The organism is Streptomyces sp. NPDC028991, from assembly GCF_055564775.1.
In genome coordinates this window covers 130873-153966 of record NZ_JBVHVP010000004.1, presented here as the reverse complement: position 1 = coordinate 153966, position 23094 = coordinate 130873, and the positions used below count along the sequence as shown (strand labels likewise).

20 protein-coding genes and 2 pseudogenes are annotated in these 23094 nt (G+C 70.9%); 6 read left to right on the top strand and 16 right to left on the bottom strand.

All coding sequences use genetic code 11. The features are described 5' to 3' along the window. Positions 1-43 precede the first annotated feature (43 nt). From ACZ4V1_RS10940 to ACZ4V1_RS10920, 5 genes and pseudogenes are all read right to left on the bottom strand, one after another. On the bottom strand, positions 44-949 hold the full coding sequence (locus tag ACZ4V1_RS10940; RefSeq protein ID WP_468332668.1) for an LLM class flavin-dependent oxidoreductase: 906 nt from the start codon (positions 947-949) through the stop codon (positions 44-46). A 52-nt stretch (positions 950-1001) separates the two neighbouring features. Continuing rightward, entirely contained in the window at positions 1002-1460 is a 459-nt protein-coding gene (locus tag ACZ4V1_RS10935; RefSeq protein ID WP_468332665.1) for a hypothetical protein, read from the bottom strand. A 44-nt stretch (positions 1461-1504) separates the two neighbouring features. Further along, a pseudogene (locus tag ACZ4V1_RS10930) lies at positions 1505-1597 on the bottom strand (RNA 2'-phosphotransferase); the annotation flags it as partial. 162 nt (positions 1598-1759) lie between these two features. Further along, complete coding sequence (locus ACZ4V1_RS10925; RefSeq protein WP_468332662.1) at positions 1760-3517, bottom strand: SDR family oxidoreductase; 1758 nt, start codon at positions 3515-3517, stop codon at positions 1760-1762. Next, the gene (locus ACZ4V1_RS10920) at positions 3514-4356 is read right to left on the bottom strand and encodes a M24 family metallopeptidase (protein WP_468332659.1); all 843 of its coding nucleotides are present in this window, start codon (positions 4354-4356) and stop codon (positions 3514-3516) included. The genes ACZ4V1_RS10925 and ACZ4V1_RS10920 overlap by 4 nt, the downstream gene beginning before the upstream one ends. A 296-nt stretch (positions 4357-4652) precedes the next feature. Here ACZ4V1_RS10920 and ACZ4V1_RS10915 point away from each other — a divergent pair, with 296 nt between their 5' ends. The 5 genes and pseudogenes from ACZ4V1_RS10915 to ACZ4V1_RS10895 all read left to right on the top strand — a co-directional run. Then, positions 4653-5627, top strand: coding sequence for an ABC transporter ATP-binding protein (locus ACZ4V1_RS10915; RefSeq protein ID WP_468332656.1), 975 nt, complete (start codon positions 4653-4655; stop codon positions 5625-5627). After that, positions 5617-6525 carry an ABC transporter permease gene (locus ACZ4V1_RS10910; protein ID WP_468332654.1) on the top strand — a complete coding sequence of 303 codons (909 nt, stop codon included), beginning with the start codon at positions 5617-5619 and terminating at the stop codon, positions 6523-6525. The genes ACZ4V1_RS10915 and ACZ4V1_RS10910 overlap by 11 nt, the downstream gene beginning before the upstream one ends. Beyond that, positions 6522-7433 (top strand): ABC transporter ATP-binding protein, encoded by a 912-nt coding sequence (locus ACZ4V1_RS10905; RefSeq protein WP_468332651.1) that lies wholly within the window; start codon positions 6522-6524, stop codon positions 7431-7433. Before ACZ4V1_RS10910 ends, ACZ4V1_RS10905 begins: the two co-directional genes overlap by 4 nt. Positions 7434-7444: 11 nt before the next feature. After that, the gene (locus ACZ4V1_RS10900) at positions 7445-8164 is read left to right on the top strand and encodes an ABC transporter permease subunit (RefSeq protein WP_055422078.1); all 720 of its coding nucleotides are present in this window, start codon (positions 7445-7447) and stop codon (positions 8162-8164) included. A 243-nt stretch (positions 8165-8407) separates the two neighbouring features. After that, positions 8408-8611, top strand: a pseudogene (locus ACZ4V1_RS10895) (SGM_3592 family protein); the annotation flags it as partial. A gap of 224 nt (positions 8612-8835) precedes the next feature. Here the strand turns inward: ACZ4V1_RS10895 and ACZ4V1_RS10890 are convergent. The 9 genes from ACZ4V1_RS10890 to ACZ4V1_RS10850 all read right to left on the bottom strand — a co-directional run bounded on the left by ACZ4V1_RS10890 (position 8836) and on the right by ACZ4V1_RS10850 (position 18961). Further along, entirely contained in the window at positions 8836-9678 is an 843-nt protein-coding gene (locus ACZ4V1_RS10890) for an HAD family hydrolase (protein WP_468332647.1), read from the bottom strand. After that, positions 9675-10952, bottom strand: coding sequence for a serine--tRNA ligase (serS, locus tag ACZ4V1_RS10885; RefSeq protein ID WP_468332644.1), 1278 nt, complete (start codon positions 10950-10952; stop codon positions 9675-9677). Before serS ends, ACZ4V1_RS10890 begins: the two co-directional genes overlap by 4 nt. Positions 10953-11524: 572 nt before the next feature. Then, positions 11525-12457 carry a prephenate dehydratase gene (gene pheA, locus ACZ4V1_RS10880; protein WP_468332641.1) on the bottom strand — a complete coding sequence of 311 codons (933 nt, stop codon included), beginning with the start codon at positions 12455-12457 and terminating at the stop codon, positions 11525-11527. 79 nt (positions 12458-12536) lie between these two features. Further along, positions 12537-13868: an iron uptake transporter deferrochelatase/peroxidase subunit gene (efeB, locus tag ACZ4V1_RS10875; RefSeq protein ID WP_468332638.1), complete on the bottom strand. Its 1332-nt coding sequence runs from the start codon at positions 13866-13868 to the stop codon at positions 12537-12539. An 8-nt stretch (positions 13869-13876) separates the two neighbouring features. Beyond that, entirely contained in the window at positions 13877-15910 is a 2034-nt protein-coding gene (locus ACZ4V1_RS10870; protein WP_468332635.1) for a copper resistance CopC/CopD family protein, read from the bottom strand. 13 nt (positions 15911-15923) lie between these two features. After that, on the bottom strand, positions 15924-16430 hold the full coding sequence (locus tag ACZ4V1_RS10865) for a copper chaperone PCu(A)C (protein WP_468332632.1): 507 nt from the start codon (positions 16428-16430) through the stop codon (positions 15924-15926). Further along, on the bottom strand, positions 16427-17077 hold the full coding sequence (locus tag ACZ4V1_RS10860; RefSeq protein ID WP_468332629.1) for an SCO family protein: 651 nt from the start codon (positions 17075-17077) through the stop codon (positions 16427-16429). Before ACZ4V1_RS10860 ends, ACZ4V1_RS10865 begins: the two co-directional genes overlap by 4 nt. 129 nt (positions 17078-17206) lie before the next feature. Then, positions 17207-17959, bottom strand: a complete 753-nt coding sequence (locus tag ACZ4V1_RS10855; RefSeq protein WP_468332627.1) for a YcnI family copper-binding membrane protein — start codon at positions 17957-17959, stop codon at positions 17207-17209. A 153-nt stretch (positions 17960-18112) separates the two neighbouring features. After that, entirely contained in the window at positions 18113-18961 is an 849-nt protein-coding gene (locus tag ACZ4V1_RS10850) for a hypothetical protein (protein ID WP_468332623.1), read from the bottom strand. 425 nt (positions 18962-19386) lie between these two features. Between ACZ4V1_RS10850 and ACZ4V1_RS10845 the strand changes: the two genes are divergently transcribed. Beyond that, complete coding sequence (locus tag ACZ4V1_RS10845) at positions 19387-19851, top strand: ATP-binding protein (RefSeq protein WP_468332620.1); 465 nt, start codon at positions 19387-19389, stop codon at positions 19849-19851. A 147-nt stretch (positions 19852-19998) separates the two neighbouring features. Here the strand turns inward: ACZ4V1_RS10845 and ACZ4V1_RS10840 are convergent, their stop codons facing one another. Together ACZ4V1_RS10840 and ACZ4V1_RS10835 are read right to left on the bottom strand one after the other, a co-directional pair. Next, positions 19999-21486, bottom strand: a complete 1488-nt coding sequence (locus tag ACZ4V1_RS10840; RefSeq protein WP_468332617.1) for an aminopeptidase P family protein — start codon at positions 21484-21486, stop codon at positions 19999-20001. A gap of 132 nt (positions 21487-21618) precedes the next feature. Further along, positions 21619-23064, bottom strand: coding sequence for a PP2C family protein-serine/threonine phosphatase (locus ACZ4V1_RS10835; RefSeq protein WP_468332614.1), 1446 nt, complete (start codon positions 23062-23064; stop codon positions 21619-21621). Between the last annotated feature and the right edge of the window lie 30 nt (positions 23065-23094).

Genomic DNA, 23094 nt, shown 5'->3' with positions numbered 1-23094 from the left:
TGCACGATCGTGCGCGAGTCTGCACATCTGTGAGTTACGGCTCTCATTGCTTCAGTTGCGCCAGTGCCTCCATGGCGATCCGCTCGAAGATCTTCTCGTCCGCCGTGAAGTCCGAGTCGGGGATCGGCCAGTGGACGACGAGTTCCGTGAAGCCCAGATCGCGGTGTCGGCCCGCGAAGTCCACGAACGCGTTCACGGACTCCAGTGGCCGGCTGCGGTCCGGTGTGAAGCCGGTGAGCAGGACCCTGTCCAGCTCACTCGCCTCGCGGCCGATCGCGGCGCAGGCGTCGGCCAGTTTGTCGCTCTGCTCCCGAAGGGCCCGGTCCGACTGCTCGGGTGTGCCGTTCTCGTACAGCTTCGGGTCGCCGGTGGTCACCCACGCCTGTCCGTACCGCGCGGCGAGCCGCAGCCCGCGCGGACCGGTCGCGGCCACGGCGAACGGCAGTCGGGGCCGCTGTACACAGCCCGGGATGTTGCGCGCCTCGTGCGCCGAGTAGTAGTCGCCCTCGTACGACACGGCGTCCTCGGTCAGCAATCGGTCGAGCAGCGGGAGGAACTCGGCGAGCCGGTCGGCCCGCTCGCGCGGCGTCCACGGCTCCTGGCCGAGGGCGGTGGCGTCGAAGCCGGTGCCGCCGGCTCCTATACCGAGCGTGATCCGACCGCCGGAGATGTCGTCGAGGGAGATCAACTCCTTGGCGAGTGTCACCGGGTGCCGGAAGTTCGGGGAAGTCACCAGTGTGCCCAGGCGCAGCCGATCGGTGACGGCCGCGGCAGCGGTGAGCGTTGGCACGGCACCGAACCACGGGCCGTCCCGGAAGCTGCGCCAGGACAGGTGGTCGTAGGTGTACGCGGTGTGGAAACCGAGCTGCTCGGCACGCATCCAGGTCGAACGGCCGCCTTCGTGCCAACGGCGGTACGGGAGGATCACGGTGCTCAGACGCAGACTCATGCCTCCGAGCCTATGCCGCCGACTCCGGTTTCACGTGAAACGGCCACCGCCGTCACCGCACGCGACTGCTCAGCCACGGGGAGAGGAAGGTCATCGGCACGAACTCCTTGTGCGCGCGATCGCCCGGCAGCGGCACGATCAGACGGTAGCCGGGCGGAAAGCGGCGGCCCTTGACGAAGGCGAGGCCGCCGAAGACGGAGCGCAGGAAGGCGGGTACGTCCTCGCGCGGGACGTCTGGGCACTCCACGCCCTCGACGGTGATCAAGGCATCGCCCTCGGGGAAGAGCCGGACGCTCACCCGGGGCACTCCGCCGAACTCGACGAAGGCCTCGTGAGGGAGGGAGCCGTCGGCGTCGGTGATCACCCCAACGCCCACAGCGCTCCGGCGGGAGGTCTGGTCGGCGCCGATGTCGTCGGTGACCTCGATCTCCAGCGCGTACTCCGTGGCGATGGCGCGGAGAGCGGTGACGGCGGCCTGAGTGCTGGGCAACTGCTCCATGCCACCGATCATGCAGGCTCAGTGGCGAACGGGAAAGCGCAGGTACCGTGACGGCACGTTCCCTCGATCGCGAAGCGCCGTTTGTCGTTCGTGGCGACCATGTGGTCGAGCTCCGCGCGGGTGAAGCGGAAGCCGTGCGTGGCGGCAGCGTCTGTCGTCCAGATGGCGCTGCCCGTGTTCCGGCCCGTGTTCCTGTTGCATGGAGCAAGCCTGCCGAGAGAGACACGCGTCACGCGATCGGTTTTGCCGTCGAGGTTTGATCCACAGTCAAGTGGAGTTATCCACAGGCTGGTTGGGTCCTTCTGTGGAAACTAAAGCGGTGGCTTCACACGTGCGAGCCGCCTCAACGCCCACGGGAAGAAGCGGGACATGAGGTGGGCGCCCCGTGCCTCCGGCGTCACCGGGACCAGGGCCCTGTCGCGGACGACCGCTTCCAGGACGGCGTCGGCCACCTTCTCCGGCGGGTAGTTGCGCAGCCCGTACAACCGCGCCGTGCGGCGCTGCCGGCGCTTCTCCTCGTCGGCGTCGGCCCCCGCGAAGTGCGCCGTGGAGGTGATGTTGGTGTTGACGAGACCGGGGCAGATCGCCGTGACACCGATCCCCTGCCCGGCCAGCTCCGCGCGCAGACACTCGCTCAGCATCAGCACGGCCGCCTTGGACGTGCTGTAGGCGGGCAGCGCTCTGGAGGGCTGGAAGGCCGCCGCCGAGGCGGTGTTGACGATGTGGCCGCCCTGCCCGCGTTCGGCCATCTGCCTGCCGAACAGGCGGCACCCGTGGATCACGCCCCACAGATTGACATCGAGAACCCTCTTCCAGTCCTCCGGAGTGGTGTCGAAGAAGGACCCGGACATGCCGATCCCGGCGTTGTTCACCAGGACGTCCACCACGCCGTACTCGGCGGCGACCTTGGCCGCGAGCTTCTCCATGGCCTGCTCGTCGGAGACGTCGACGGTCTCCGCCCAGGCCGCCGGCGCACCGATCAGCCGGGACAGTTCCGCGGTGCGGGCGGCGGCCTCGGCGTCCCGGTCGACGGCCACCACGCGCGCACCGGCCTCGGCGAACGCGAACGCCGTAGCCCGCCCGATGCCGTTGCCCGCGCCGGTGACCAGCACCAGCTGTCCACCGAAGCGGTCGGCGTGCTTCCCGCCGGCGGCGACCTCGGACCGCCCGCCGTCGACGGCGGTGACGAACTCCGTGATCCAGTCCGCCAGCCGGTCCGGCCGGGTGCGCGGCACCCAGTGCTTGGCCGGCAGCGTGCGGCGGGTCAGTCGCGGTGCCCACAGCTCCAGCTCGTCGTAGAGCCGCTCCGACAGAAACGCGTCGCCGAGCGGCGTGACGAGCTGTACGGGCGCGTGCGCGTAGGCGTCCTGGCGCGGTCGGCGCAGCCGGGGCCGGACGTTGTCCCGGTACAGCCACGCCCCGTGCGCGGCGTCCGACGGCAGGGACGGGGTCGGGTAGTCACCGCCGGGCACCTTCTCGACGCGTCGCAGGATGCCCGGCCAGCGCTTCCCCAGGGGGCCGCGCCAGGCCAGTTCGGGCAGCACGGGCGTGTGCAGCAGGTAGACGTACCAGGACTTGGCCCCTTGCCCGAGGAGCTGTCCGATCCGGCGCGGGGTGGGGCGCTTGAGACGTTTGTTGATCCAGTGCCCGAAGTGGTCGAGGGACGGCCCCGACATCGAGGTGAAGGAGGCGATGCGCCCCTCGGTGCGCCTGACCGTGACGAACTCCCAGGCCTGCACCGAGCCCCAGTCGTGGCCCACCAGGTGTACGGGCCGACCGGGGCTGACGGCGTCCGCCACTGCCAGGAAGTCGTCCGTCAGCTTCTCCAGCGTGAACCCGCCGCGCAACGGGCTCGGCGCGGTGGACCGGCCGTGGCCCCGGACGTCGTAGAGGACCACGTGGAAGCGGTCGGCGAGACGGGTGGCGACCTCGGACCAGACCTCCTTGCTGTCCGGGTACCCGTGCACCAGGACGACCGTGGGCTGCTGCGGGTCGCCCAGTTCGGCCACGCACAGCTCGACCCCGCCCGTGCGCACCCAGCGCTCCCGCGCACCGTCCAGCACCGTCATTTCTCCTCCGCCCAGTGCCGCACGTGCGGCAGATCGTCGTCCAGCCAGAAGGCGCTCTGCTCGGGATCCGTGGAGTCGGTGACGACCAGGATCTCCTCGAACTTGGCACCCGTGCCCCGGAAACCGAGGTGGGGTTCGACCGCCCACAGGCCCGGCCGGGGCGGGTGGTCGGAGAAGCGGTACGGCGACCACAGCGGAGACCAGCCCTCGCGGTGACCGTGCAGCGCGTCGCTCGCCAGGCCCTTCAGTGACTGCGTGCCGAATCCGAACAGTCGTGGCGACAGGCGTCGCTCCCGGACCCGGTCCACCTTGTGGGCGATCACGCCGAAGGGGTAGGCGCGGTGCCGGTTCGCATAGCCCTGGCGGACCATGAGCCGGTCCACGTCCTCGTAGATCTCCCGCAGCGGACGGCGTTCGCGCACCTCGCGCAGGATCAGCTCGCGGTGCGCCTCCAGGTCGGCCATCAGCCGCCGCTGCACGGGGTTGGGGCCGAGCGAACCGGAGTAGCCGACGTCGGCGGTGAAACCCTCGTACACCGGGGCCAGGTCCAGGATGAACGGCATGCCCGGCTCCAGTCGGCGTCCCGTGGGAAAGAACTGCAGCGGAACGCGGAAGTCCGTGAACGCGGTGCGGTCGCCGAACCAGGCGAAGGGCAGGTGGAACCAGTCCCGTACACCGCGCTCCCGCAGCCACTCGCGCTGCATGCGGGCCGCCTCGCGCTCGGTCACCCCCGGCTCCAGCCGGGCCGCCACGGCCTCGGCGCACCCGTAGGCGAGACGCTGCACCCGCCGGAATCCCCGCAGTTCCGTGCGGAGTTCCGCTGTCACTGCCGTCGTCATGCCACCCCGTTCCGCCCGTCGGTCCGTCCACCCGCCCTCGAGTCGGGCGCGGTCCGTGCCGACCGGGCTACTCACCCGTAACGTGACGTCGCCGAATCTCCCAGTTGTTAGACCCCGCGTCAATAGGGTGGGACACAGGGGCGGGCGCAGGGGCGGGCGCAGGGGCGGGCACAGGATCCCGGAAGACCCTTCCGTAGCTCTCAGGCACGGCATCCCCTACGGGCCCGTACTACTCGAGTCTGACTCCAAGACGGCTCTCCGGTCTGACGACCGCAGTGGCGCCCGTCACTACTGTCATGGGTGTGACTGTGATCGCGACCGAAAGCCTGAGCAAGCGGTTCCCCCGGGTGACCGCGCTCGACCGGCTCTCCGTGGACGTCGGACCCGGTGTGACCGGACTCGTCGGTGCCAACGGCGCCGGCAAATCCACCCTGATCAAGATCCTGCTGGGTCTGTCTCCCGCTACCGAGGGCCGGGCCGAAGTGCTCGGACTCGATGTCGCCACCAAGGGCGCCGACATCCGCGAGCGAGTCGGCTACATGCCGGAACACGACTGCCTGCCGCCCGACGTCTCGGCCACCGAGTTCGTCGTCCACATGGCACGCATGTCCGGCCTGCCGCCCACCGCCGCCCGCGAACGCACGGCCGACACCCTGCGCCACGTCGGCCTGTACGAGGAGCGCTACCGGCCCATCGGCGGCTACTCGACCGGCATGAAGCAGCGCGTGAAGCTCGCGCAGGCCCTCGTGCACGACCCGCAGCTGGTCTTCCTCGACGAGCCGACCAACGGTCTCGACCCGGTCGGCCGCGACGAGATGCTCGGCCTCATCCGCCGCATCCACACCGACTTCGGCATCTCGGTCCTGGTCACCTCGCACCTACTGGGCGAATTGGAACGCACCTGCGACCACGTCGTCGTCGTGGACGGCGGCAAGCTGCTGCGCTCCAGCTCCACCACGGACTTCACCCAGAGCACCACGACCCTCGCGATCGAGGTCACCGACACCGACGCGCACCCCGACGGCACCCGCGCGGTGCGCGAGGCGCTCGACGCGCGCGGGGTCACCGTCCAGGACGGCAGCGGCCTGCCCGGCGCCGGCCACGTCCTGCTGCTCACCGCGGCGGGCGAAGAAACCTACGACCTGGTCAGAGACGTCATCGCCGACCTCGGCCTCGGCCTGGTGCGCATGGAGCAGCGCCGGCACCACATCTCGGAGGTCTTCCAGGACAGCGACGCAGAACGGAAGGAGGCGGTCGGCCATGGCAGCTGAACAGCCCACAGCCACGGTCCCGGGCGACCAGACCCGCATCCACAATATCGGCTACCGCAGCTACGACGGCCCCCGCCTCGGCCGCGCCTACGCCCGCCGCTCGCTGTACTCGCAGTCCCTGCGCGGCGCCTACGGCCTCGGCCGCTCGGCCAAGTCCAAGGTGCTGCCGATGCTGCTCTTCGTCGTGATGTGCCTGCCCGCGGCCATCATGGTCGCCGTCGCCGTCGCCACCAAGGCGAACGACCTGCCCCTGGACTACACGCGCTACGCGATCGTCCTGCAGGCCGTCATCAGCCTCTACGTCGCCTCGCAGGCCCCCCAGTCGGTCTCCCGCGACCTGCGCTTCAAGACCGTGCCGCTGTACTTCTCGCGGCCGATCGAGACGGCCGACTACGTCCGCGCCAAGTTCGCGTCACTGGCCTCGGCCCTGTTCATCCTCACCGCCGCACCCCTGCTGGTGCTCTATGTGGGCGCGCTGCTCGCCAAACTCGACTTCGCGGACCAGACCAAGGGGTTCGCACAGGGACTCGTCTCCGTGGCACTGCTCTCGCTGCTCTTCGCCGGCCTCGGCCTGGTCGTCGCGTCGGTCACCCCGCGCCGCGGCTTCGGCATCGCGGCCGTCATCGCCGTCCTCACCATCACCTACGGCGCGGTCTCCACACTCCAGGCCATCGCGGACGTCCAGGGCAGCTCCGGGTCCGTCGCCTGGATCGGACTGTTCTCGCCGATCACCCTCATCGACGGCGTGCAGTCCGCCTTCCTGGGCGCCACCTCGGCCTTTCCCGGCGGGGTCGGCCCGAGCAACGGCGAGGGCGCGGTCTACGTCCTCGTCACCCTGGGCCTCATCGCCGGCGCCTACGGCCTGCTGGTGCGCCGCTACAAGAAGGTGGGACTGTGACCACGCTGAACATCGACCACGTCTCCCGCTGGTTCGGCAACGTGGTCGCCGTCAACGACATCACCATGACGATCGGCCCCGGCGTCACCGGCCTCCTCGGCCCCAACGGCGCGGGAAAGTCCACCCTCATCAACATGATGGGCGGCTTCCTCGCCCCCTCCACCGGCACCGTCACCCTCGACGGACAGCCGACCTGGCGCAACGAGGCCATCTACAAGCACATCGGCATCGTCCCCGAGCGCGAGGCGATGTACGACTTCCTCACCGGCCGCGAGTTCGTCCTCGCCAACGCCGAACTGCACGGCCTCGGCGCCAAGGCGGCCCACGAAGCGCTCGCCACGGTCGAGATGGAGTACGCGCAGGACCGGAAGATCGCCACGTACTCCAAGGGCATGCGGCAGCGCGTGAAGATGGCGAGCGCCCTCGTCCACAGCCCCTCGCTGCTCCTGCTGGACGAGCCGTTCAACGGCATGGACCCGCGCCAGCGCATGCAGCTGATGGACCTGTTGCGGCGCATGGGCGACGAGGGCCGCACAGTGCTGTTCTCCTCGCACATCCTCGAGGAGGTCGAACAGCTCGCCTGGCACATCGAGGTCATCGTCGCCGGACGGCACGCGGCCAGCGGCGACTTCCGCAAGATCCGCCGCCTGATGACCGACCGGCCGCACCGCTACCTGGTGCGCTCCAGCGACGACCGGGCCCTCGCGGCGGCGCTCATCGCCGATCCGTCGACGTCCGGCATCGAGGTCGACCTCGCCGAAGGCGCACTGCGCGTCCAGGCCGTCGACTTCGGCCGGTTCACGGCCCTGCTGCCGCAGGTCGCCCGCGACCACGGCATCCGGCTGCTCACGGTCTCGCCGTCCGACGAGTCCCTCGAGTCCGTCTTCTCGTATCTCGTCGCGGCGTAGGAGGCCGAAGAATGTACGACCCCACAGTCGCCAGGCTCACCTACCGAGCCCTGCTCGGCCGCCGCCGGGCCCTCATCCTGGGCGCGCTGCCCCTGCTGCTGCTCGTCATCGCCGTGGCGGTGCGCGCCCTCGCCGGCGCCGACGACCAGACCGCGGCGGACGTGCTGGGCGGATTCGCCCTGGCCACCATGGTGCCGATCATCGGCGTGATCGCCGGCACCGGTGCCATCGGCCCCGAGATCGACGACGGCTCGGTGGTGTACCTGCTGTCCAAGCCGATCAAGCGACCGACGATCATCTTCACCAAGCTCATCGTCGCCATCGCCGTGACGATGGTCTTCTCCGCCGTGCCCACCCTGCTCGCCGGCCTGATCCTCAACGGCAACGGCCAGCAGGTCGCCGTCGCCTACACCATCGCCGCGCTGGTCGCCTCCATCGCCTACGCCGCGCTGTTCCTGCTGCTGGGCACGGTGTCCCGGCACGCGGTGGTCTTCGGCCTGGTCTACGCCCTCGTCTGGGAGGCCCTGTTCGGCTCCCTGGTGCCCGGCGCCCGCACCCTGAGCGTCCAGCAGTGGTCGCTGGCGGTGGCCCAGAAGGTCGCCGACGGGAACCTGGTGACCTCCGATGTCGGCCTGCCCACCGCGACGGTGCTGCTCGCCGGGGTCACCGTGCTCGCGACCTGGTACGCGGGCCAGAAGCTGCGGTCGCTCACGCTCGCCGGGGAGGAGTGACGCGGTCAAGGCCCCGTTCCTGACGGGGCCTTCACCCCGGCGCGGGCACACTGGGCCGGGAAACGCATGGGGGAGACACGGGGGACCGCAGGGCTGGGAGGAACCGGGATGGCGGGTCAGACACCTCAGCAGAACGGCCGCGGACAGCCGGAGGACGATGCCGGGGACGCCACCGGGCACGGCACCGGGGACGCCACCGGGCACGGCGCCGGCAACGTCACCGGGTCAGGCACCACGGACGGCGCCGGTGACGACGCCTGGGACGGCCTCGTCCTGGACGAGGAGTTCGTACGGGACGCCGGAACCTCCGAGCCGTCGGCCCGCGCCCGGATGCTCGCCGCCCGATGGAGCCGCGAGCAGCCCGAGCCGCAGCCGTGGCGCTCCGACGAGCCGCCCGCCGGATGGTTCTTCAGCAAGGGCCGCCGTCGCAGGTGGCGCCGACGGTAAAGCGGCCTACGTCCGCTTTTAATCGGTGGCGCCCGGCTTTCCGTACCGGCACTGTGGGGGGTGCACCAGGCCGGACGGCGTCGGTGCATCGGGCGGCCGCTTCGAGCACGCGAGACCCTCGCGTGGGCCGGCCGACGGGGACGCCGGTGCCGTCCGGACCGCACGGCCGAAGTCCCAAGCCCCCAGATTTACGGGGGCTTCCCGTCTCTTCCGGGGCGGCGGGATCAGGCCGCCAGCCGCTCCAGCACCACCGCGATACCGTCCTCGTCATTCGAGGACGTCACCTCGTCGGCCACGGCCTTCAGCTCCTCGTGCGCGTTGGCCATCGCCACGCCGTGGGCGGCCCAGCCGAACATCGGGACATCGTTGGGCATGTCGCCGAACGCGATCGTGTCCGCGGCCCTCAGACCGAGCCGACGCGCCGCCAGCGACAGGCCCGTGGCCTTCGACAGGCCGAGGGGGAGCAGCTCGACGACGCCCGCGCCGGCCATGGTCACCGTGACGAAGCCGCCCGCGGTGCGCCGGGCAGCCTCGGCCAGCTCGTCGTCCGAGAGGGTCGGGTGCTGGATGTAGATCTTGTTCAGCGGCGCCGACCAGAGGTCCGAGGCGTCGGTGAAGGGCACTGCCGGGAGGTCGCCCCCGACCGCGTAGCCCGGGCCGACCAGGACGTCGCCGTCCAGACCGTCACGGCTCGCCGCCAGGTACAGCGGGCCGGTCTCCGCCTCGATCTTGGCCAGCGCCACCCCGGCCAGCTGGCGGTCCAGCGTGACCGAGGTCAGCAGCCGGTGCTCTCCGGCGTGGTAGACCTGCGCGCCTTGACCGCAGACGGCCAGTCCCTCGTAACCGAGGTCGTCGAGGATGTGCCGGGTCCACGGGACGGCGCGGCCGGTGACCACGATGTGGGCCGCACCCGCCGCGGTGGCCGCGGCGAGCGCCTCACGGGTACGCGGCGAGATCGAGTCGTCACCGCGCAGCAGTGTGCCGTCGAGGTCGGTCGCGATCAGCCGGTACGGGAAACTCCCGGCCGAACCGCCGTCGAGACCCGCGGCGGAGCCGTTGTCAGTCACTTGGCCACCGGCTCCAGGACCTCCCGGCCGCCCAGATACGGGCGCAGCATCTCGGGCACGCGCACCGAGCCGTCGGCCTGCTGGTGGTTCTCCAGGATCGCCACGATCGTGCGTGGTACGGCGCACAGCGTGCCGTTGAGCGTGGCCAGCGGGCGGACCTTCTTGTCCTCACGCACCCGGATCGACAGCCGGCGCGACTGGAACTCGGTGCAGTCCGAGGTCGAGGTCAGCTCGCGGTACTTGCCCTGGGTCGGGATCCACGCCTCGCAGTCGTACTTGCGCGCGGCCGAGGAGCCCAGGTCGGCCGAGGCGACGTCGATGACCCGGAACGGCAGCTCCAGCGACGTCAGCCACTGCTTCTCCCACTCCAGCAGGCGCTGGTGCTCGGCCTGCGAGTCCTCGGGGAGGACGTAGGAGAACATCTCGACCTTGTCGAACTGGTGGACGCGGAAGATGCCCTTGGTGTCCTTGCCGTGCGAGCCCGCCTCGCGGCGGAAGCAGGGCGAGAACCCGGCGTAGCGCAGGGGCAGGCGGTCGGCGTCGAGGATTTCGTCCATGTGGTAGGCCGCCAGTGGCACCTCGGACGTGCCGACCAGGTACAGGTCGTCCTTGTCGAGGTGGTACACGTCCTGGGCGGCCTGGCCGAGGAAGCCGGTGCCCGCCATGGACTGCGGGCGCACCAGCGCCGGGGTCAGCATCGGCGTGAAGCCTGCCGCCGTGGCCTGGGCGATCGCCGCGTTGACGAGGGCGAGCTCCAGGAGCGCGCCGACGCCGGTCAGGAAGTAGAAACGCGAACCGGAGACCTTGGCGCCGCGCTCGACGTCGATGGCGCCGAGCAGCTGGCCCAGCTCCAGGTGGTCCCTGGGCTCGAAGCCCTCGGCCGCGAAGTCGCGGTGCGTGCCGTGCGTCTCCAGCGTGACGAAGTCCTCCTCGCCGCCGACGGGCACGTCGGGGTGGACGAGGTTGCTGAGCCGCTGGAGCAGTTCCTGCGTCTCGGCGTCGGCGGCGTCGCGCTCGGCATCGGCCGCCTTGACGTCGGCGGCGAGCCCGCTCGCCCGCTTCAGCAGTTCGGCCTTCTCGTCTCCGGAGGCCTTGCCGATGAGCTTGCCGAGGCCCTTCTGCTCGGCGCGCAGCTCGTCGAAGCGGACGCCGGACGACCTGCGCCGCTCGTCGGCAGACAGGAGGGAGTCGACGAGCGCGACATCCTCTCCACGGGCGCGCTGCGACGCGCGCACACGGTCGGGGTCCTCACGGAGCAGGCGAAGGTCAATCACGCGGTCAAGGCTACCGGTGTGCGGTGACGGCTCTCGACTCACTATTGCCGAACACGGCTCTCACGTTCCGTTATGAGGGGATTGCGGCATGTGCGCTTCTGGGTTCCGGCATGTCAATGAAAGACGGCCCATTCCCCGGAACGAGGTGGCCGACGGGGGGCAGGTTGACCGGATTTCCTTGTGGAGACCGGAAGTTGAGGTGCGGAGCGCGCTCGTCCGTCCACAGGGATCCCCGCATCCGGAAAAGTTATCCACAGGCTGTGCGAAAGATCTGTGGACTCACGGAAGTGATCATTCCCAATTCTTGCAGCGGGCCACTCAAACCCTTCACGTCCCCACTTTCGAGTGGAAACAGGACACTCGGTGTCACTCCGTAGAATGGAGGGCGGGAAACAGGTGGACGAAGGGTGACCTGGGCGCCTGTGGAGGAAGTAGGGGGCTGTAGGGGGATTTGTCGACTGCGTCCCCCTTGGTTGTCGACTTGTCCCCAGGTCGAGAAGCGGACCTGTGGATAACTCTGAGGACCCTGTGGACAACGAAAATCAGCAGGTAGGACTGGCCGGTTTCCGCCGTCAGAAACGGCCGTCCTGGCAGCGCGCCACCCAGTCCGCCGCCGCGACGAACGCCTCGTCCGAGGTGCCCGGCCGCAGTGCGCCCACGTCCGCCGGTTCCACCTCCGCGCGCGGGTACGAGCCCAGGTAGCGGACCTGGAGGCAGGTCCGCTTCAGGCCCATCAGAGCATCGGCGACCCGGCGGTCGGAGATGTGCCCCTCGGCGTCGATGCAGAAGCAGTAGTTGCCGATGCCGGCACCGGTGGGTCGCGACTGCAGCAGCATGAGGTTGATGCCCCGGGTGGCGAACTCGCCCAACAGGTCGCGCAGGCCGCCGGGGTGGTCGTCGCGCTGCCAGAGCACCACGGACGTCTTGTCCGCGCCGGTCGGTGCCGCGGGCCGGGCTGGCCGGCCGACCAGCACGAAGCGTGTCTGCGCGTTCTCCGCGTCGTGGATGTCGGACTCCAGGACCTCCAGGCCGTAGCGGGCCGCGGCGAATTCGCCGGCGAAGGCCGCGTCGTATCGGCCTTCCTGTACCAGGCGGGCACCATCGGCGTTGGAGGCGGCCGACTCCCAGGCGACGTCCGGGAGGTGCTTCTTGATCCAGTTGCGCACCTGCGGCTGGGCGGCCGGGTGGGCGGTGACCGTCTTGACGTCCGACAGCTTGGTGCCTGGGCGGACCAGCAGCGCGAACGTGATGGACAGCAGCACCTCGCGGTAGATCATCAGCGGCTGGCCGGCGACCAGTTCGTCGAGGGTGGTGGTGATGCCGCCCTCGACGGAGTTCTCGATCGGCACGAACGCGGCCTCGGCCTCACCGGTGCGCACCGCGTCGAGTGCGGACTGGACGGAAACGTACGGGACCAGCTCACGGGTCGCCGTCTCCGGAAGTGTGCGCAGAGCGACTTCGGTGAAGGTGCCTTCGGGGCCGAGATACGCGTAACTGGCTGGCATGTCCTCACCCTAATGGGCCCGGGGAGAAGGGGCTCGCGTGCCTCGCACATGCCCCTCACCGGGTGACTCCCCGCCGGTTTCACCCCTCCAGCAGCCGCTGTCCCACGTATTCTCCCTCCGCCGCCCCGCCCGGCACCGCGAACAGACCGCTCGCCTCGTGCCGGATGAACTGCGACAGTGCGTCGCCCCGGTCCAGCTTGCGCTGCACCGGCACGAAGCCGCGCAGCGGATCGGCCTGCCAGCAGATGAAGAGCAGTCCCGCGTCGGGGACGCCGTCCGCGTCGAAGCCGTCGTGGTACGAGAAGGGACGCCGGACCATGGCCGCGCCGCCGTTCTGGTCGGGGCGGGTGATGCGGGCGTGGGCGTTGATCGGGACGACCAGGTTCCCGGCCTTGTCCGTCTTCTCCAGGTCCATCTCGGTCGTCTCGGTTCCCCCGGACAGCGGCGCTCCGTCGGACTTGCGGCGCCCGATGACGCCCTCCTGGGCCTTGACCGACAGTTTCTCCCAGTCGTCGAGCAGCATGCGGATACGGCGTACGACGGCGTAGGAGCCGTTCGCCATCCATGCCTGGTCGTTCTTCCCCGGTTTTTCGGGCTTCTCGGGTACGAAGATCCGCTGCTCGAAGTCGGCGTCGGCCGGCTTCGGGTTGCGGGTGCCGTCGACCTGGCCCATCAGGTTGCGGGCGGTCATGGGGTGCGCGGTGGCGCCCGGAGAGCGGTTGAAGCCGTTCATCTGCCAGCGGACGCGGGCGGCCGATCCGGCGTCCTGCTGGATCGCACGCAGGGCGTGGAAGGCGACGAGGGCGTCATCGGCGCCGATCTGCACCCACAGGTCGCCGTTGCTGCGGTTCTTGTCGAGGTGGTCCGAGGAGAAGTCGGGCAGCGGATCTAGAGCGACCGGGCGCCGCTCGTCCAGACCTGTCCGGCCGAAGAAGCTGTGCCCGAACCCGAAGGTGACGGTCAGCGAGGAGGGCCCCGCGTCCCGGGCCACGCTCGTGTCACGGGTACCGGCGGGCTCCCCCGCCATCAGCCGACGAGCGGTGTCGGACCAGCGGCGCAGCAGCGCGGTCGCCTCCTTGCGCCCGGCGCCCGCCGCCAGGTCGAAGGCGACGAGATGTCCGCAGGCCTGCATCGGGGTGGTGATGCCGGGCTGATGTTTCCCGTGAAACATCACCTGCTCGCTGCCCAGCGACGTGAGCGGGGTGGCCGCGGAGGAGGGCGCTGCGGCGTAACCCGCCGTGCCGCCCGCCGCGCCGAGCACGAGCCCGGTGGCGCCGGCGGTACCGAGCAGCCGCCGCCGCGAGACGCCCTCGCGGGCGGTGGCGCTCTCGGTGTCGAGCGGCTCGGGGCCGCCGGGCGCCGTGCGGGTCGCCTCGCGGGTACGGGCCTCCGGGATGGATTGGTCAGCCATGGTGCGGTTCAGCCGATCTGCGCGTTCTTGGAAACGGTCACCTGGTCGATGTCGGAGGTCCGTACGGTCACGGCGACCTCCCAGTCGCCGGCCATCGGGATCTGCACCCCGCTCGCCGACCAGTGACCGGTGGTGATGTGGTCGGGTAGGACGGGCAGCGGCCCGATGTCCGCGGCCTCCTGGGTGAAGGCGACCTTCACCTCGGGGAGGTCGAAGGCGTTTCCGTTCGGGCGCTCGACGTAGAGGTGCATGTCGTTGGCGCCCACCCGTGCCGGGTCGAGCTCGACCCGTACGACGCCCTTGCCGTTCTGGCCGCCGGTGTCGAACGGCATGTCCAGGGTGACCGCTCCGGTGGAGGGGGCGGACGTGGACGCGGAGGACGAGTTGGCGGCCTTGGCCTCCTCCTCGGTACGGCCGGGCTCGGTCTGGGTCAGGATGGTGGTGACGGTGAGCACGAGGACGGCGACTCCCGCCTCGGCGAGCACGGAGCGGCGCAGCCCGAAGCGGTGGGGGTCGGCGTCCCGTTGCCGTTTCCGCCGGGCGGCGTCGACGGCGGCGCGCTGCCGGGCGAGCTGTGCGGCGCGCTGGGAAGCGCCGGAGCCCTTCGCCGCGCCGGAGGCACCGTCGGAGCCGTTCCCCGCCCCGGACGACCTCACGCCGGCCGTCACCTTCCCGGCGGTCGCCTTCTCGTTTCCGGCGGTCGTCGTCTCGTTTCCGGCGGTCGCCTTCTCGCCGGTCGTCGCCTTCTCGGTCGTACGGCTGCCGAACGCCCCGCCCTGCTCCTTCTCCCGCTGGCGGGCGATGGCGGGTACCGCTTCGGCCAGCTGGGCCGTCCACCGTCGCGAGAGGTAGGCGATGCCGACCAATACCGCCACGAGCCCGATCTTGACAAGGAGCAGCTGCCCGTAGCGGGTGTCGGTGAAGGCCGTCCAGGAACCGAGCTGGCGCCAGGACTGGTAGGTGCCGGTCACCACCAAGGTGATCACGCTGCCGAAGGCGACGCGCGAGAACCGCCGCACCGCTGAGGCGGTGACGGGTGTGTCCCCGGGTGCCCGGTACAGGGCGACGAGCAGGGTGGTGAGCCCGCCGAGCCAGGTGGCGACGGCGAGCAGGTGGACGACGTCGACGGGCATGGCGAGGCCGGCCTGGAGGCCGACGGAGGCGTGCTCGGACATCGCCCAGGTCGCTGCGAGTCCGGCCGCCACGACGGCCCCGCCGACCGCGAGTCCGAAGGTGAGGTCCCGCTTCTCCTCGTCCTCCCGCTTGTCATAGGCGCCGAAGAGTACGGCGACGAACAGCGCGGCCGCCGCGAGCAGCAGCAGCCGGGAGACCAGCGCGGCGCCGGTCTTGGTCTGCAGCTCCTCGCCGAGCAGATTCAGATTGAAGACGTCGCCGAGCTTCCCGGAGCGTGTGTAGGAGCCTCGCAGCAGGAGCAGCATGAGGGTGGCGGCGGTGAGCACGAGCCATCCGGAGACGACGAGTCGCTGCACGGCCCGGATGCCGGAGCCGCGCGGCCAGCAGGCGAGGACGAAGGCGGCACCGCCCACCAGCACGGTGAATCCGGCGTACGACAGGTACCGGCCGAGGCCGTACAGCCAGCCGACGGTCCCGCCGCCCGCTTCCGTGCCGTAGACGGACACGGAGGTCTCGGACGGGGCGCCGATGGAGAAGGTGTAGGCGCCGGCGACGGGGTGGCTGTCGGCGGAGACGACCTGATAGGTCACCGTGTAGGTGCCGTCGGGCAGCCCCGCGTACAGTTTCACGGTGTACTTCGTGCCGTCTGTGCCGGACGGCCTGCCGTCGTCGACGCGCTTGCCCTTGGGGTCGAGGACACGCAGCGAGTCGTCGTCCATGGAGACCGACTCGGAGAAGGTGAGCGACACCTGGGCCGGAGCCTTGTCGACCACCGCCCCCTGCCGGGGATCGCTGCCGGTCAGCGCGGCGTGCGCGGAGGCCGGTCCGGCGCCGGCGAGCAGCGCGCAGGCCGCGGCCAGGAACAGCAGCACCAGGGTCCGGACGCGCGGGGCGATGGTCTGCGTCAAGGTGGTCCCTCCCTCAGTGTCCGGAGTGCCGGTTGGCGGGCTGGTAGGTGGCCGCCTTCACGGGCAGCTTGACCGTGACGGGGTCGGAGTGGGCGAAGTGCAGTTCGACGGAGACCGTCTGTCCCTCCTCCGGCCGCTGCTTCAGCTTCTCGAACATCAGGTGGTTGCCGCCGCTTTTGAACACGAGTTGACCGTGGGCGGGGATCGGGAGGCGGTCGACCTCCTTCATCGTCCCGTCGACGGTCTCGTGCACGGTGACGTCACCGGCCGCGCTGGTGACGGAGGTCAGTTCGTCCCTGGCGTCGCCCTTGTTGGTGATGGTGAGGAAGCCCGCCGCCATCGAGTCGGAGACCGGCTGCGGTATGTAGGCGGCGTCGACGGAGAGTGCGGCACCGGAGGCCGAGGAGGCTGAGGAGGCCGAGGAAGCCGAGGAGTCGGAGCCGGAGTCCGAGTCGCCGCAGCCCGCGAGGACCAGGGCGCCGATCACCGTCGCGGCGGCGAGAACGGGACGGCCTCTCACGGGTTCTCCCCCTTGACGAGCTTCGGGAGGTCCTTGGTGTAGTCCTCGACGGTGGCGTCCTCGCCGTAGAGGACGTAGCCCGCGTCGGACTTCGGCGAGAAGGCGACGACCTGGGTGCCGTGCGTCGACACGATCTTGCCGTCCTTGTCCTTGGTAGGCGGGTCGATGGAGATGCCCAGCGTGCGGGCGCCGGCCTGGACGGTGTCGAAGTCGCCGGTCAGACCGACGATCTTCGGGTCGATGCCCTTGAGCCACTTGCCGAGCGCGGCCGGGGTGTCGCGCTCCGGGTCGGTGGTGACGAACACGATCTGGAGCTCGTCCTGCTCGGCCTGGGACAGCTGCTTCTTGGCCACGGCGATGTTGTTCATGGTCAGAGGGCAGACGTCGGGGCAGTGGGTGTAGCCGAAGTAGACCAGGGTGGGTTTGCCGGCGGTCCGCTCGCGAAGGTCGTACTTCTTGCCCTGGGTGTCGGTGAGGACCAGGTCGGGCTTCTCGAACGGCTTGTCGAGGACGGTGGCGGCCTGCTGGCTGTTGTCCTCCGACACCACGGTGACGGGCTTGTCGCTGTCGGCGCCACTGCCGCATGCGGACAGGGTCAGGGAGGCGGCAGCGAGCAGTGCGGCCGCGGCGAACGTCTTCTTGCGCATAGAAAAATGTCCCAGATGTGAGGTACTCCGGTGCGCACCGGGTCCGTCGGACCGACGGAGTGTGTCCGGCGCGCACCGGACGAGAGGATGCGGCGGCGTTGCTACGCCGCCGCACCGGCAGGGGCGTTGTTACGCCGCCGCACCGGAGTCGCGCCGGCGTCCCGCCAGCACGCCGTAGGCGACGCCCGCGGCGCCGACGACGATGCCGACGATGCCGAGGACACGGGCGGTCGTGTCGCTGCTGTCACCGGAGCCGGACGAGGCGGCCGTGTCGGCGGCGGTGTTCCGCGCGGCCGCCTCGGTGTCGTCCCCGGCCTTCGCGCCCGACGATCCGTGGGCGTCGTCCTCGGCGGCGGCCAGCTCCAGCACGGGTGCCGGGTTCTCGGGCTCCTCCTGGCCCTCCTGCGGCACCTCGATCCAGCGCACGACCTCCTTGTTGTCGTACGTCTGGATGGCCTTGAACACCAGCTCGTCGGTGTCCTCGGGCAGCGCGCCGACGGAGACCGGGAACTTCTGGAAGTAGCCGGGCTCGATCCCCTTGCCGTCGGCGGTCCAGGTCACCTTGGTGACGACCTCGGTGAGCTGCTTGCCGTGCGACTCCAGCGGCTTGGCCGGCTTGGACTTGGTGACCTCCGCCTTCCAGCCGGGGACCGGCTGCGGCATCACGGACGCCAGCGGGTGGTCGGTGGGCAAGCTGACCTCCAGCTTGGTGGTGGAGGCGTTGTCGCGTTCGTTGGGGACCTTGAAGTCGACGACCGCGTAGCCGCCCTTGGCGGCCGTACCCTCCGGCTGCACGCTGACGTGCGCGAAGGCGGGCGCGGACAGGGCGAGGACGGCGATGCCGGAGACGGCGCCGGCGGCGGCGATACGAGAAGCCTTCATGGACGGAGCACTCCGCTTCGAGTGGGTCACCGGTGCTGAGCCGGTGACGGGTGACGGGTGACGGGAGGAATGCGCGCACGCGCGCGTGCCGCACGACGGCGGCCCCTCCGGGCGGCGGCCGATGGGCCGAAGCGGAGTGGTGGTCGCGTCGTGTCAGGCGGCGAGGACGAACGAGTCGCTCGGTGGGCCACGCCTGATCACGGTGTGCTGGAGTGCGGTGGTGCGGGGCCGGGGCGGCACGAGCCGGGCGGTGTGCGGCAGGCGCGGGCCCGTTCCGGGCACACCGGCGAGCCCGGCGTGCAGGGCGCGGACCAGCGAGAGCGCCGCGCGCAGGGCACGTACGAACGCGGCCTCGGCAACCGAGTGGGCCGAGTGCGACGACAGTTCGACGAGCCGGGCCAGGGCCAGGTCCCCGCGCCGCAGCAGCCAGCCGGCGGCCAGGGCCGCGAGCACGTGGCCGAGCAGCATCGGCAGGGACGGCAGCAGAGAGGCCGAGGACCCGCCGGTGGACAGGGCGTCGGCGGGGTGGTGCGCGACGCCGGTGTGGACGTCCGGGGCGATGCGCGCGTCGGTGAGGATCCGCTGGGCCTGGGCCGGGCTGATCGCCGCCGCGGTGGTCCCGCACACCAGCCGTGCGGCCTGCTGGACCAGCGAGGCGTCGGACAGTGCGCCCGACCCGCCGGTGGACGCGACGGCCGTACCGGACGCCGTGACCGCCGTGGCACCGTGCTGGCCCAGTCCGAACAGGGCGTGCAGTGCGGTCTGCCCGATGGCGAGCAGCACCGCGATGCCGGGCAGCGAGCGCTCGCGTCCGGCCAGGGGCGCGGCGACCACGACCGCCCCGAGGAATCCCGCGCCCAGCGACCACAGCGGAACGGTGGCGCAGGAGGCGAGGGTGTGCCCGGCCGCGGCCAGCACGACACAGACCGCGGCGAACACCGCGGCCCGCAGGATCCGGAGGTCGTTCCCGGAGCGCGCCGTAGGCGGGTGGGGGGCAGTCATGGCCGGCCCATCATCGCACTGGCACCCCCCGCGCCGTACGGCAGGTCCACAAGATGCCCTACGGCCGGAAGAGGAGGAAAGGGGAGGGAAGGAAGGAGAGGCGACGAAAGAGGAAGGAGGCGACGGAAGAGACGGATGAGACGGAAGAGAGGGGACGCGACGGAAGAGGAGGTAACACGATGGAAGAGGAGGGGAAGCGGCGGAAGAGGAGGGAAGGTGGCGGAAGAGGAGGGATAGGAAGGGAAAGCGCGGAACGGAAAGGGAAGAAGGGAAGATCATTTTCTGGCGCCGGCCGTCCCGCATACACCGATCGGCGGCACGCACGCATCCGCCATATGGGCGGTCTCACGCGAACACCGCGCTTACGCCCGGGCACAGGGGGCAATACGTAACGGTATGTCGAGCCGCGGCCGGGAGGCTGGAGCATGAGCATCTGGTGGTCACTCCATTTGCGGCGCGAGGCTGCGAGCGTGCCACTGGCCCGCCGCCTGCTGATCGGCACCATGGAGACCGCGGGCGTCGACCCCGACATCTCCTTCGACCTTTCCGTAGCGCTGAGTGAGGCCTGTGCCAACGCGGTGGAGCACGGTGGGGACGACGCACCCGGCGGCCCCTCGGAGGCGTACCGCGTGACGGCCTACCTCGACGGGGAACGGTGCCGTATCGAGGTCGCCGACACGGGCCCGGGCTTTCCCGCGGCCGTGCGGGGCCGACCGGGGGGAGCGGCCCGGCCGGTGTCCGCGGACGCCGAGGACGGCCGCGGCCTGTGTCTCATCCGGGAGCTCGCCGACCACGTGCACATCGGCAGCACGCCGGGCCGGGCCGGTGCCGTGGTGAGCTTCGACAAGATCCTCAAGTGGCGTGAGGGCACTCCGCTGGTGGCGGTGTGACCCGTGAGGCCCGTGTGCCCCTGTGACTCGTGTGACCCTGTGACCCGTGTGACCCGTGAGGCCCGGGGGCCCCGGGGGCCTCTCCGCGGGCCGGTGGACATGCCGATGGCCGGGCACCCTCGGGTGCCCGGCCATCGCGTGCGAAGGTCAGCCCTTCAGCGCTGCCATCCACTCCTCGACCTCGTCCGACCGGCGCGGCAGCCCGGCGGACAGGTTCCGGTTGCCGTCCGCGGTGACGAGGATGTCGTCCTCGATGCGGACGCCGATGCCCCGGTACTCCTCGGGCACGGTCAGGTCGTCGGCCTGGAAGTACAGGCCCGGCTCGACGGTGAGTACCATGCCGGGCTCCAGCGTGCCGTCGACGTACGACTCCACGCGCGCGGCCGCGCAGTCGTGGACGTCCATGCCGAGCATGTGGCCGGTGCCGTGCAGCGTCCAGCGGCGCTGCAGACCCAGCTCCAGCACTCGCTCCACGGGGCCCTCGACCAGGCCCCACTCGACGAGCCGTTCGGCCAGTACGCGCTGGGAGGCGTCGTGGAAGTCGCGGTACTTGGCGCCTGGCCGCACCGCCGCGATGCCGGCCTCCTGGGCGTCGTACACGGCGTCGTAGATCTTCTTCTGCAACTCGCTGTAGCGGCCGTTGATCGGCAGCGTGCGCGTGACGTCGGCGGTGTAGTACGTGTGCGTCTCCACGCCGGCGTCGAGCAGCAGCAGGTCGCCGGAGCGGACCGGGCCGTCGTTGCGCACCCAGTGCAGCGTGCAGGCGTGCGGTCCCGCGGCGCAGATCGAGCCGTAGCCGACGTCGTTGCCCTCCACACGCGCGCGGAGGAAGAAGGTGCCCTCGATGTAGCGCTCGCTGGTCGCCTCGGCCTTGTCGAGGACCTTCACGACGTCCTCGAAGCCGCGCACGGTGGAGTCGACGGCCTTCTGCAGCTCGCCGATCTCGAACTCGTCCTTGACCAGGCGGGCTTCGGAGAGGAACACGCGCAGTTCCTCGTCGCGCTCGGCGGTGACCTTGTCGGTCAGTGCCCCCTCGATGCCGGCGTCGTGGCCGCGCACGACGCGCACCGGGCCGGTGGCCTCGCGCAGGCTGTCGGCCAGCTCGCGTACGTCGGAGGCGGGGATGCCGTACCGCTTCTCCGCCTCGGTGAGGGAGTGGCGGCGGCCGACCCACAGCTCGCCCTGGCCGTCGAGCCAGAACTCGCCGTTCTCGCGGTCCGAGCGGGGCAGGAGGTAGATCGTCGCGGTGTGGCCGTCGCCCTTGGGCTCCAGGACCAGGACGCCGTCCTCGGTCTGGTTGCCGGTGAGGTAGGCGTACTCGACGGAGGCGCGGAAAGAGTACTCCGTGTCGTTCGAGCGGGTCTTGAGGTTGCCCGCGGGGATCACCAGGCGCTCGCCCGGGAAGCGGGCGGACAGGGCGGCACGGCGGGCGGCGGTCTCGGCGGCCTGGGCTACGGGCTCCAGGTCGCGCAGCTCGGTGTCGGCCCAGCCGGACTTCATGTTCTCGGCCAGCTCGTCGGACACGCCCGGGTACAGGCCGTTCTTGCGCTGCTTGATCGGCTCCTCGGTCTCGTCCTCCGGGCCCGCTGCGTCAGCAGCAGGATCGGATACTGCCGGGGTGAGCTCCTCCGCCACGGTCATCCTCCTATATACGGCACTGGACCACCCCCATCGTACGGTCGTGCGGAAGGGGGCCCAGGGCCGAAGGGCCTGTTACACACAGGCGCGACTGTCCGTTATGTGCGGCGCACCCGGTGTCAGCGTCCGTTATTCGAACCGGATGGCCAGTAGCGCGACGTCCTCTTCGGAGTCCGCGTCCGCCTTCCCGTCGGGCAGCACCGTGCGCAGGACGTGCTCGGCGATGGCGTCCGGGTCCTGGCGCTTGGCCCGCGGTACACCGGCCGCGGCCGCCCGCAGCCGGGCGAAGGCGTGGTCGGCCGGGTCGCCGGTGCGGTGCAGCAGTCCGTCGGTGTAGAGCAGGACCGTCTCTCCGGCTTCGGCCTGGAGCTCCACGCTGGGCGCCTCCCAGCAGGCGAGCATGCCGAGCGGTGCGGAGACGGAGGTCTCGACGAACTCCGTGCGCCGCTCCCCGATCAGCAGTGGCGGGCTGTGCCCGGCGCCGGCCAGCGTGATCCGGCGCAGCGCGGGTTCGCAGTACGCGAACAGCGCGGTGGCGGAGCGGGCGGGCTCGGTGAGGCGCAGCAGCAGCTCGAGGTCGGACAGGACGGCGACCGGGTCCTCGCCCTCCATCACGGCGTACGCCCGCAGGGAGGCGCGCAGCCGTCCCATCGCGGCGACGGCGCCGGCCCCGGCGCCGGTGACGGACCCGACGGTGAGGCCGAGTGCGGCGTCCGGCAGGGGCAGCGCGTCGTACCAGTCGCCGCCGCCGCGCGGGCCCGTGCGGTGCCGGGCGGCGAGCTGGACGCCGGGCACGCGCGGCAGGCGTGAGGGGAGCAGTTCCTCGGCCATCGTCGACATGCACGCGCGCGTGCGCTCGATTTCCACGAGGCGGGCCAGGTGCTGGGCGGCGTAGCGGGCGTACAGGCCGGCGAGGTGGCGTTGCCGCTCACCCGGCTCGGCGGGTTCGTCGTAGAGCCATACGGCGGCTCCCAGGCGCCCGGTGCCCTCGGTGGACAGCGGCAGCGCGTAGCTGGCGGCGTAGCCGAGGCGGGCGGCGACCTCGCGGTGGCGCGGGTCGAGGCCCTGCTCGGCGAACAGGTCGGGCTCGGCGAGCCCGTTCTCGCCGACCGGCAGTCCGTCCAGGGTGCGCCCGTAGGACAGGGCGCTTCGGGGGACGGTCTCGATGTGGCCGAGGTCGGCGCGGGAGAGGCCGAGGCCGACGGTGGTGTCCGGGCCGAGGCCGCCGGCCGGTTCCAGGACGACGAGACCGCGTCGGGCGCCCACCAGGGCGGCTCCGGCGCGCAGTACTTCCCCCAGACCTTCGGAAAGGGTGCCCGTACGGACCAGGCGTTCGGTCAGCTCGTGCAGGGTCGTGAGGTCCGACACCCAGCCGGCCAGCCGGTCCTGGAGCAGGGCGCCGGGGGCGGCACAGGGGGCTTCCGGGGCATCCGTGACCTCTGCGGCGTTTGCGGCGTCCGTGGCGTTTGGCGCGGCGGCCGAGGAGGTACCCGGGGCCGTGGACGCGACAGTGTGTGCGGGGGACGGAACCGTTGAATCGATTCCGGCCACTTTCGCAGCGTGCGGGGCGTTCATGGCGTCCGGCCTTCCGACCGGCGCTTACTG

Bases quoted from the DNA above. Each gene is read 5' to 3' on its own strand.
- ACZ4V1_RS10855 (WP_468332627.1), bottom strand. From the start codon at position 17,959: ATGAAGGCTTCTCGTATCGCCGCCGCCGGCGCCGTCTCCGGCATCGCC.
- ACZ4V1_RS10915 (WP_468332656.1), top strand. From the start codon at position 4,653: ATGGGTGTGACTGTGATCGCGACCGAAAGCCTGAGCAAGCGGTTCCCC.
- ACZ4V1_RS10835 (WP_468332614.1), bottom strand. From the start codon at position 23,064: ATGAACGCCCCGCACGCTGCGAAAGTGGCCGGAATCGATTCAACGGTT.
- ACZ4V1_RS10845 (WP_468332620.1), top strand. From the start codon at position 19,387: ATGAGCATCTGGTGGTCACTCCATTTGCGGCGCGAGGCTGCGAGCGTG.
- ACZ4V1_RS10910 (WP_468332654.1), top strand. From the start codon at position 5,617: ATGGCAGCTGAACAGCCCACAGCCACGGTCCCGGGCGACCAGACCCGC.
- efeB (WP_468332638.1), bottom strand. From the start codon at position 13,868: ATGGCTGACCAATCCATCCCGGAGGCCCGTACCCGCGAGGCGACCCGC.
- ACZ4V1_RS10900 (WP_055422078.1), top strand. From the start codon at position 7,445: ATGTACGACCCCACAGTCGCCAGGCTCACCTACCGAGCCCTGCTCGGC.
- ACZ4V1_RS10935 (WP_468332665.1), bottom strand. From the start codon at position 1,460: ATGATCGGTGGCATGGAGCAGTTGCCCAGCACTCAGGCCGCCGTCACC.
- ACZ4V1_RS10920 (WP_468332659.1), bottom strand. From the start codon at position 4,356: ATGACGACGGCAGTGACAGCGGAACTCCGCACGGAACTGCGGGGATTC.
- pheA (WP_468332641.1), bottom strand. From the start codon at position 12,457: ATGCCAGCCAGTTACGCGTATCTCGGCCCCGAAGGCACCTTCACCGAA.
- ACZ4V1_RS10925 (WP_468332662.1), bottom strand. From the start codon at position 3,517: ATGACGGTGCTGGACGGTGCGCGGGAGCGCTGGGTGCGCACGGGCGGG.
- ACZ4V1_RS10850 (WP_468332623.1), bottom strand. From the start codon at position 18,961: ATGACTGCCCCCCACCCGCCTACGGCGCGCTCCGGGAACGACCTCCGG.
- ACZ4V1_RS10940 (WP_468332668.1), bottom strand. From the start codon at position 949: ATGAGTCTGCGTCTGAGCACCGTGATCCTCCCGTACCGCCGTTGGCAC.
- ACZ4V1_RS10860 (WP_468332629.1), bottom strand. From the start codon at position 17,077: ATGCGCAAGAAGACGTTCGCCGCGGCCGCACTGCTCGCTGCCGCCTCC.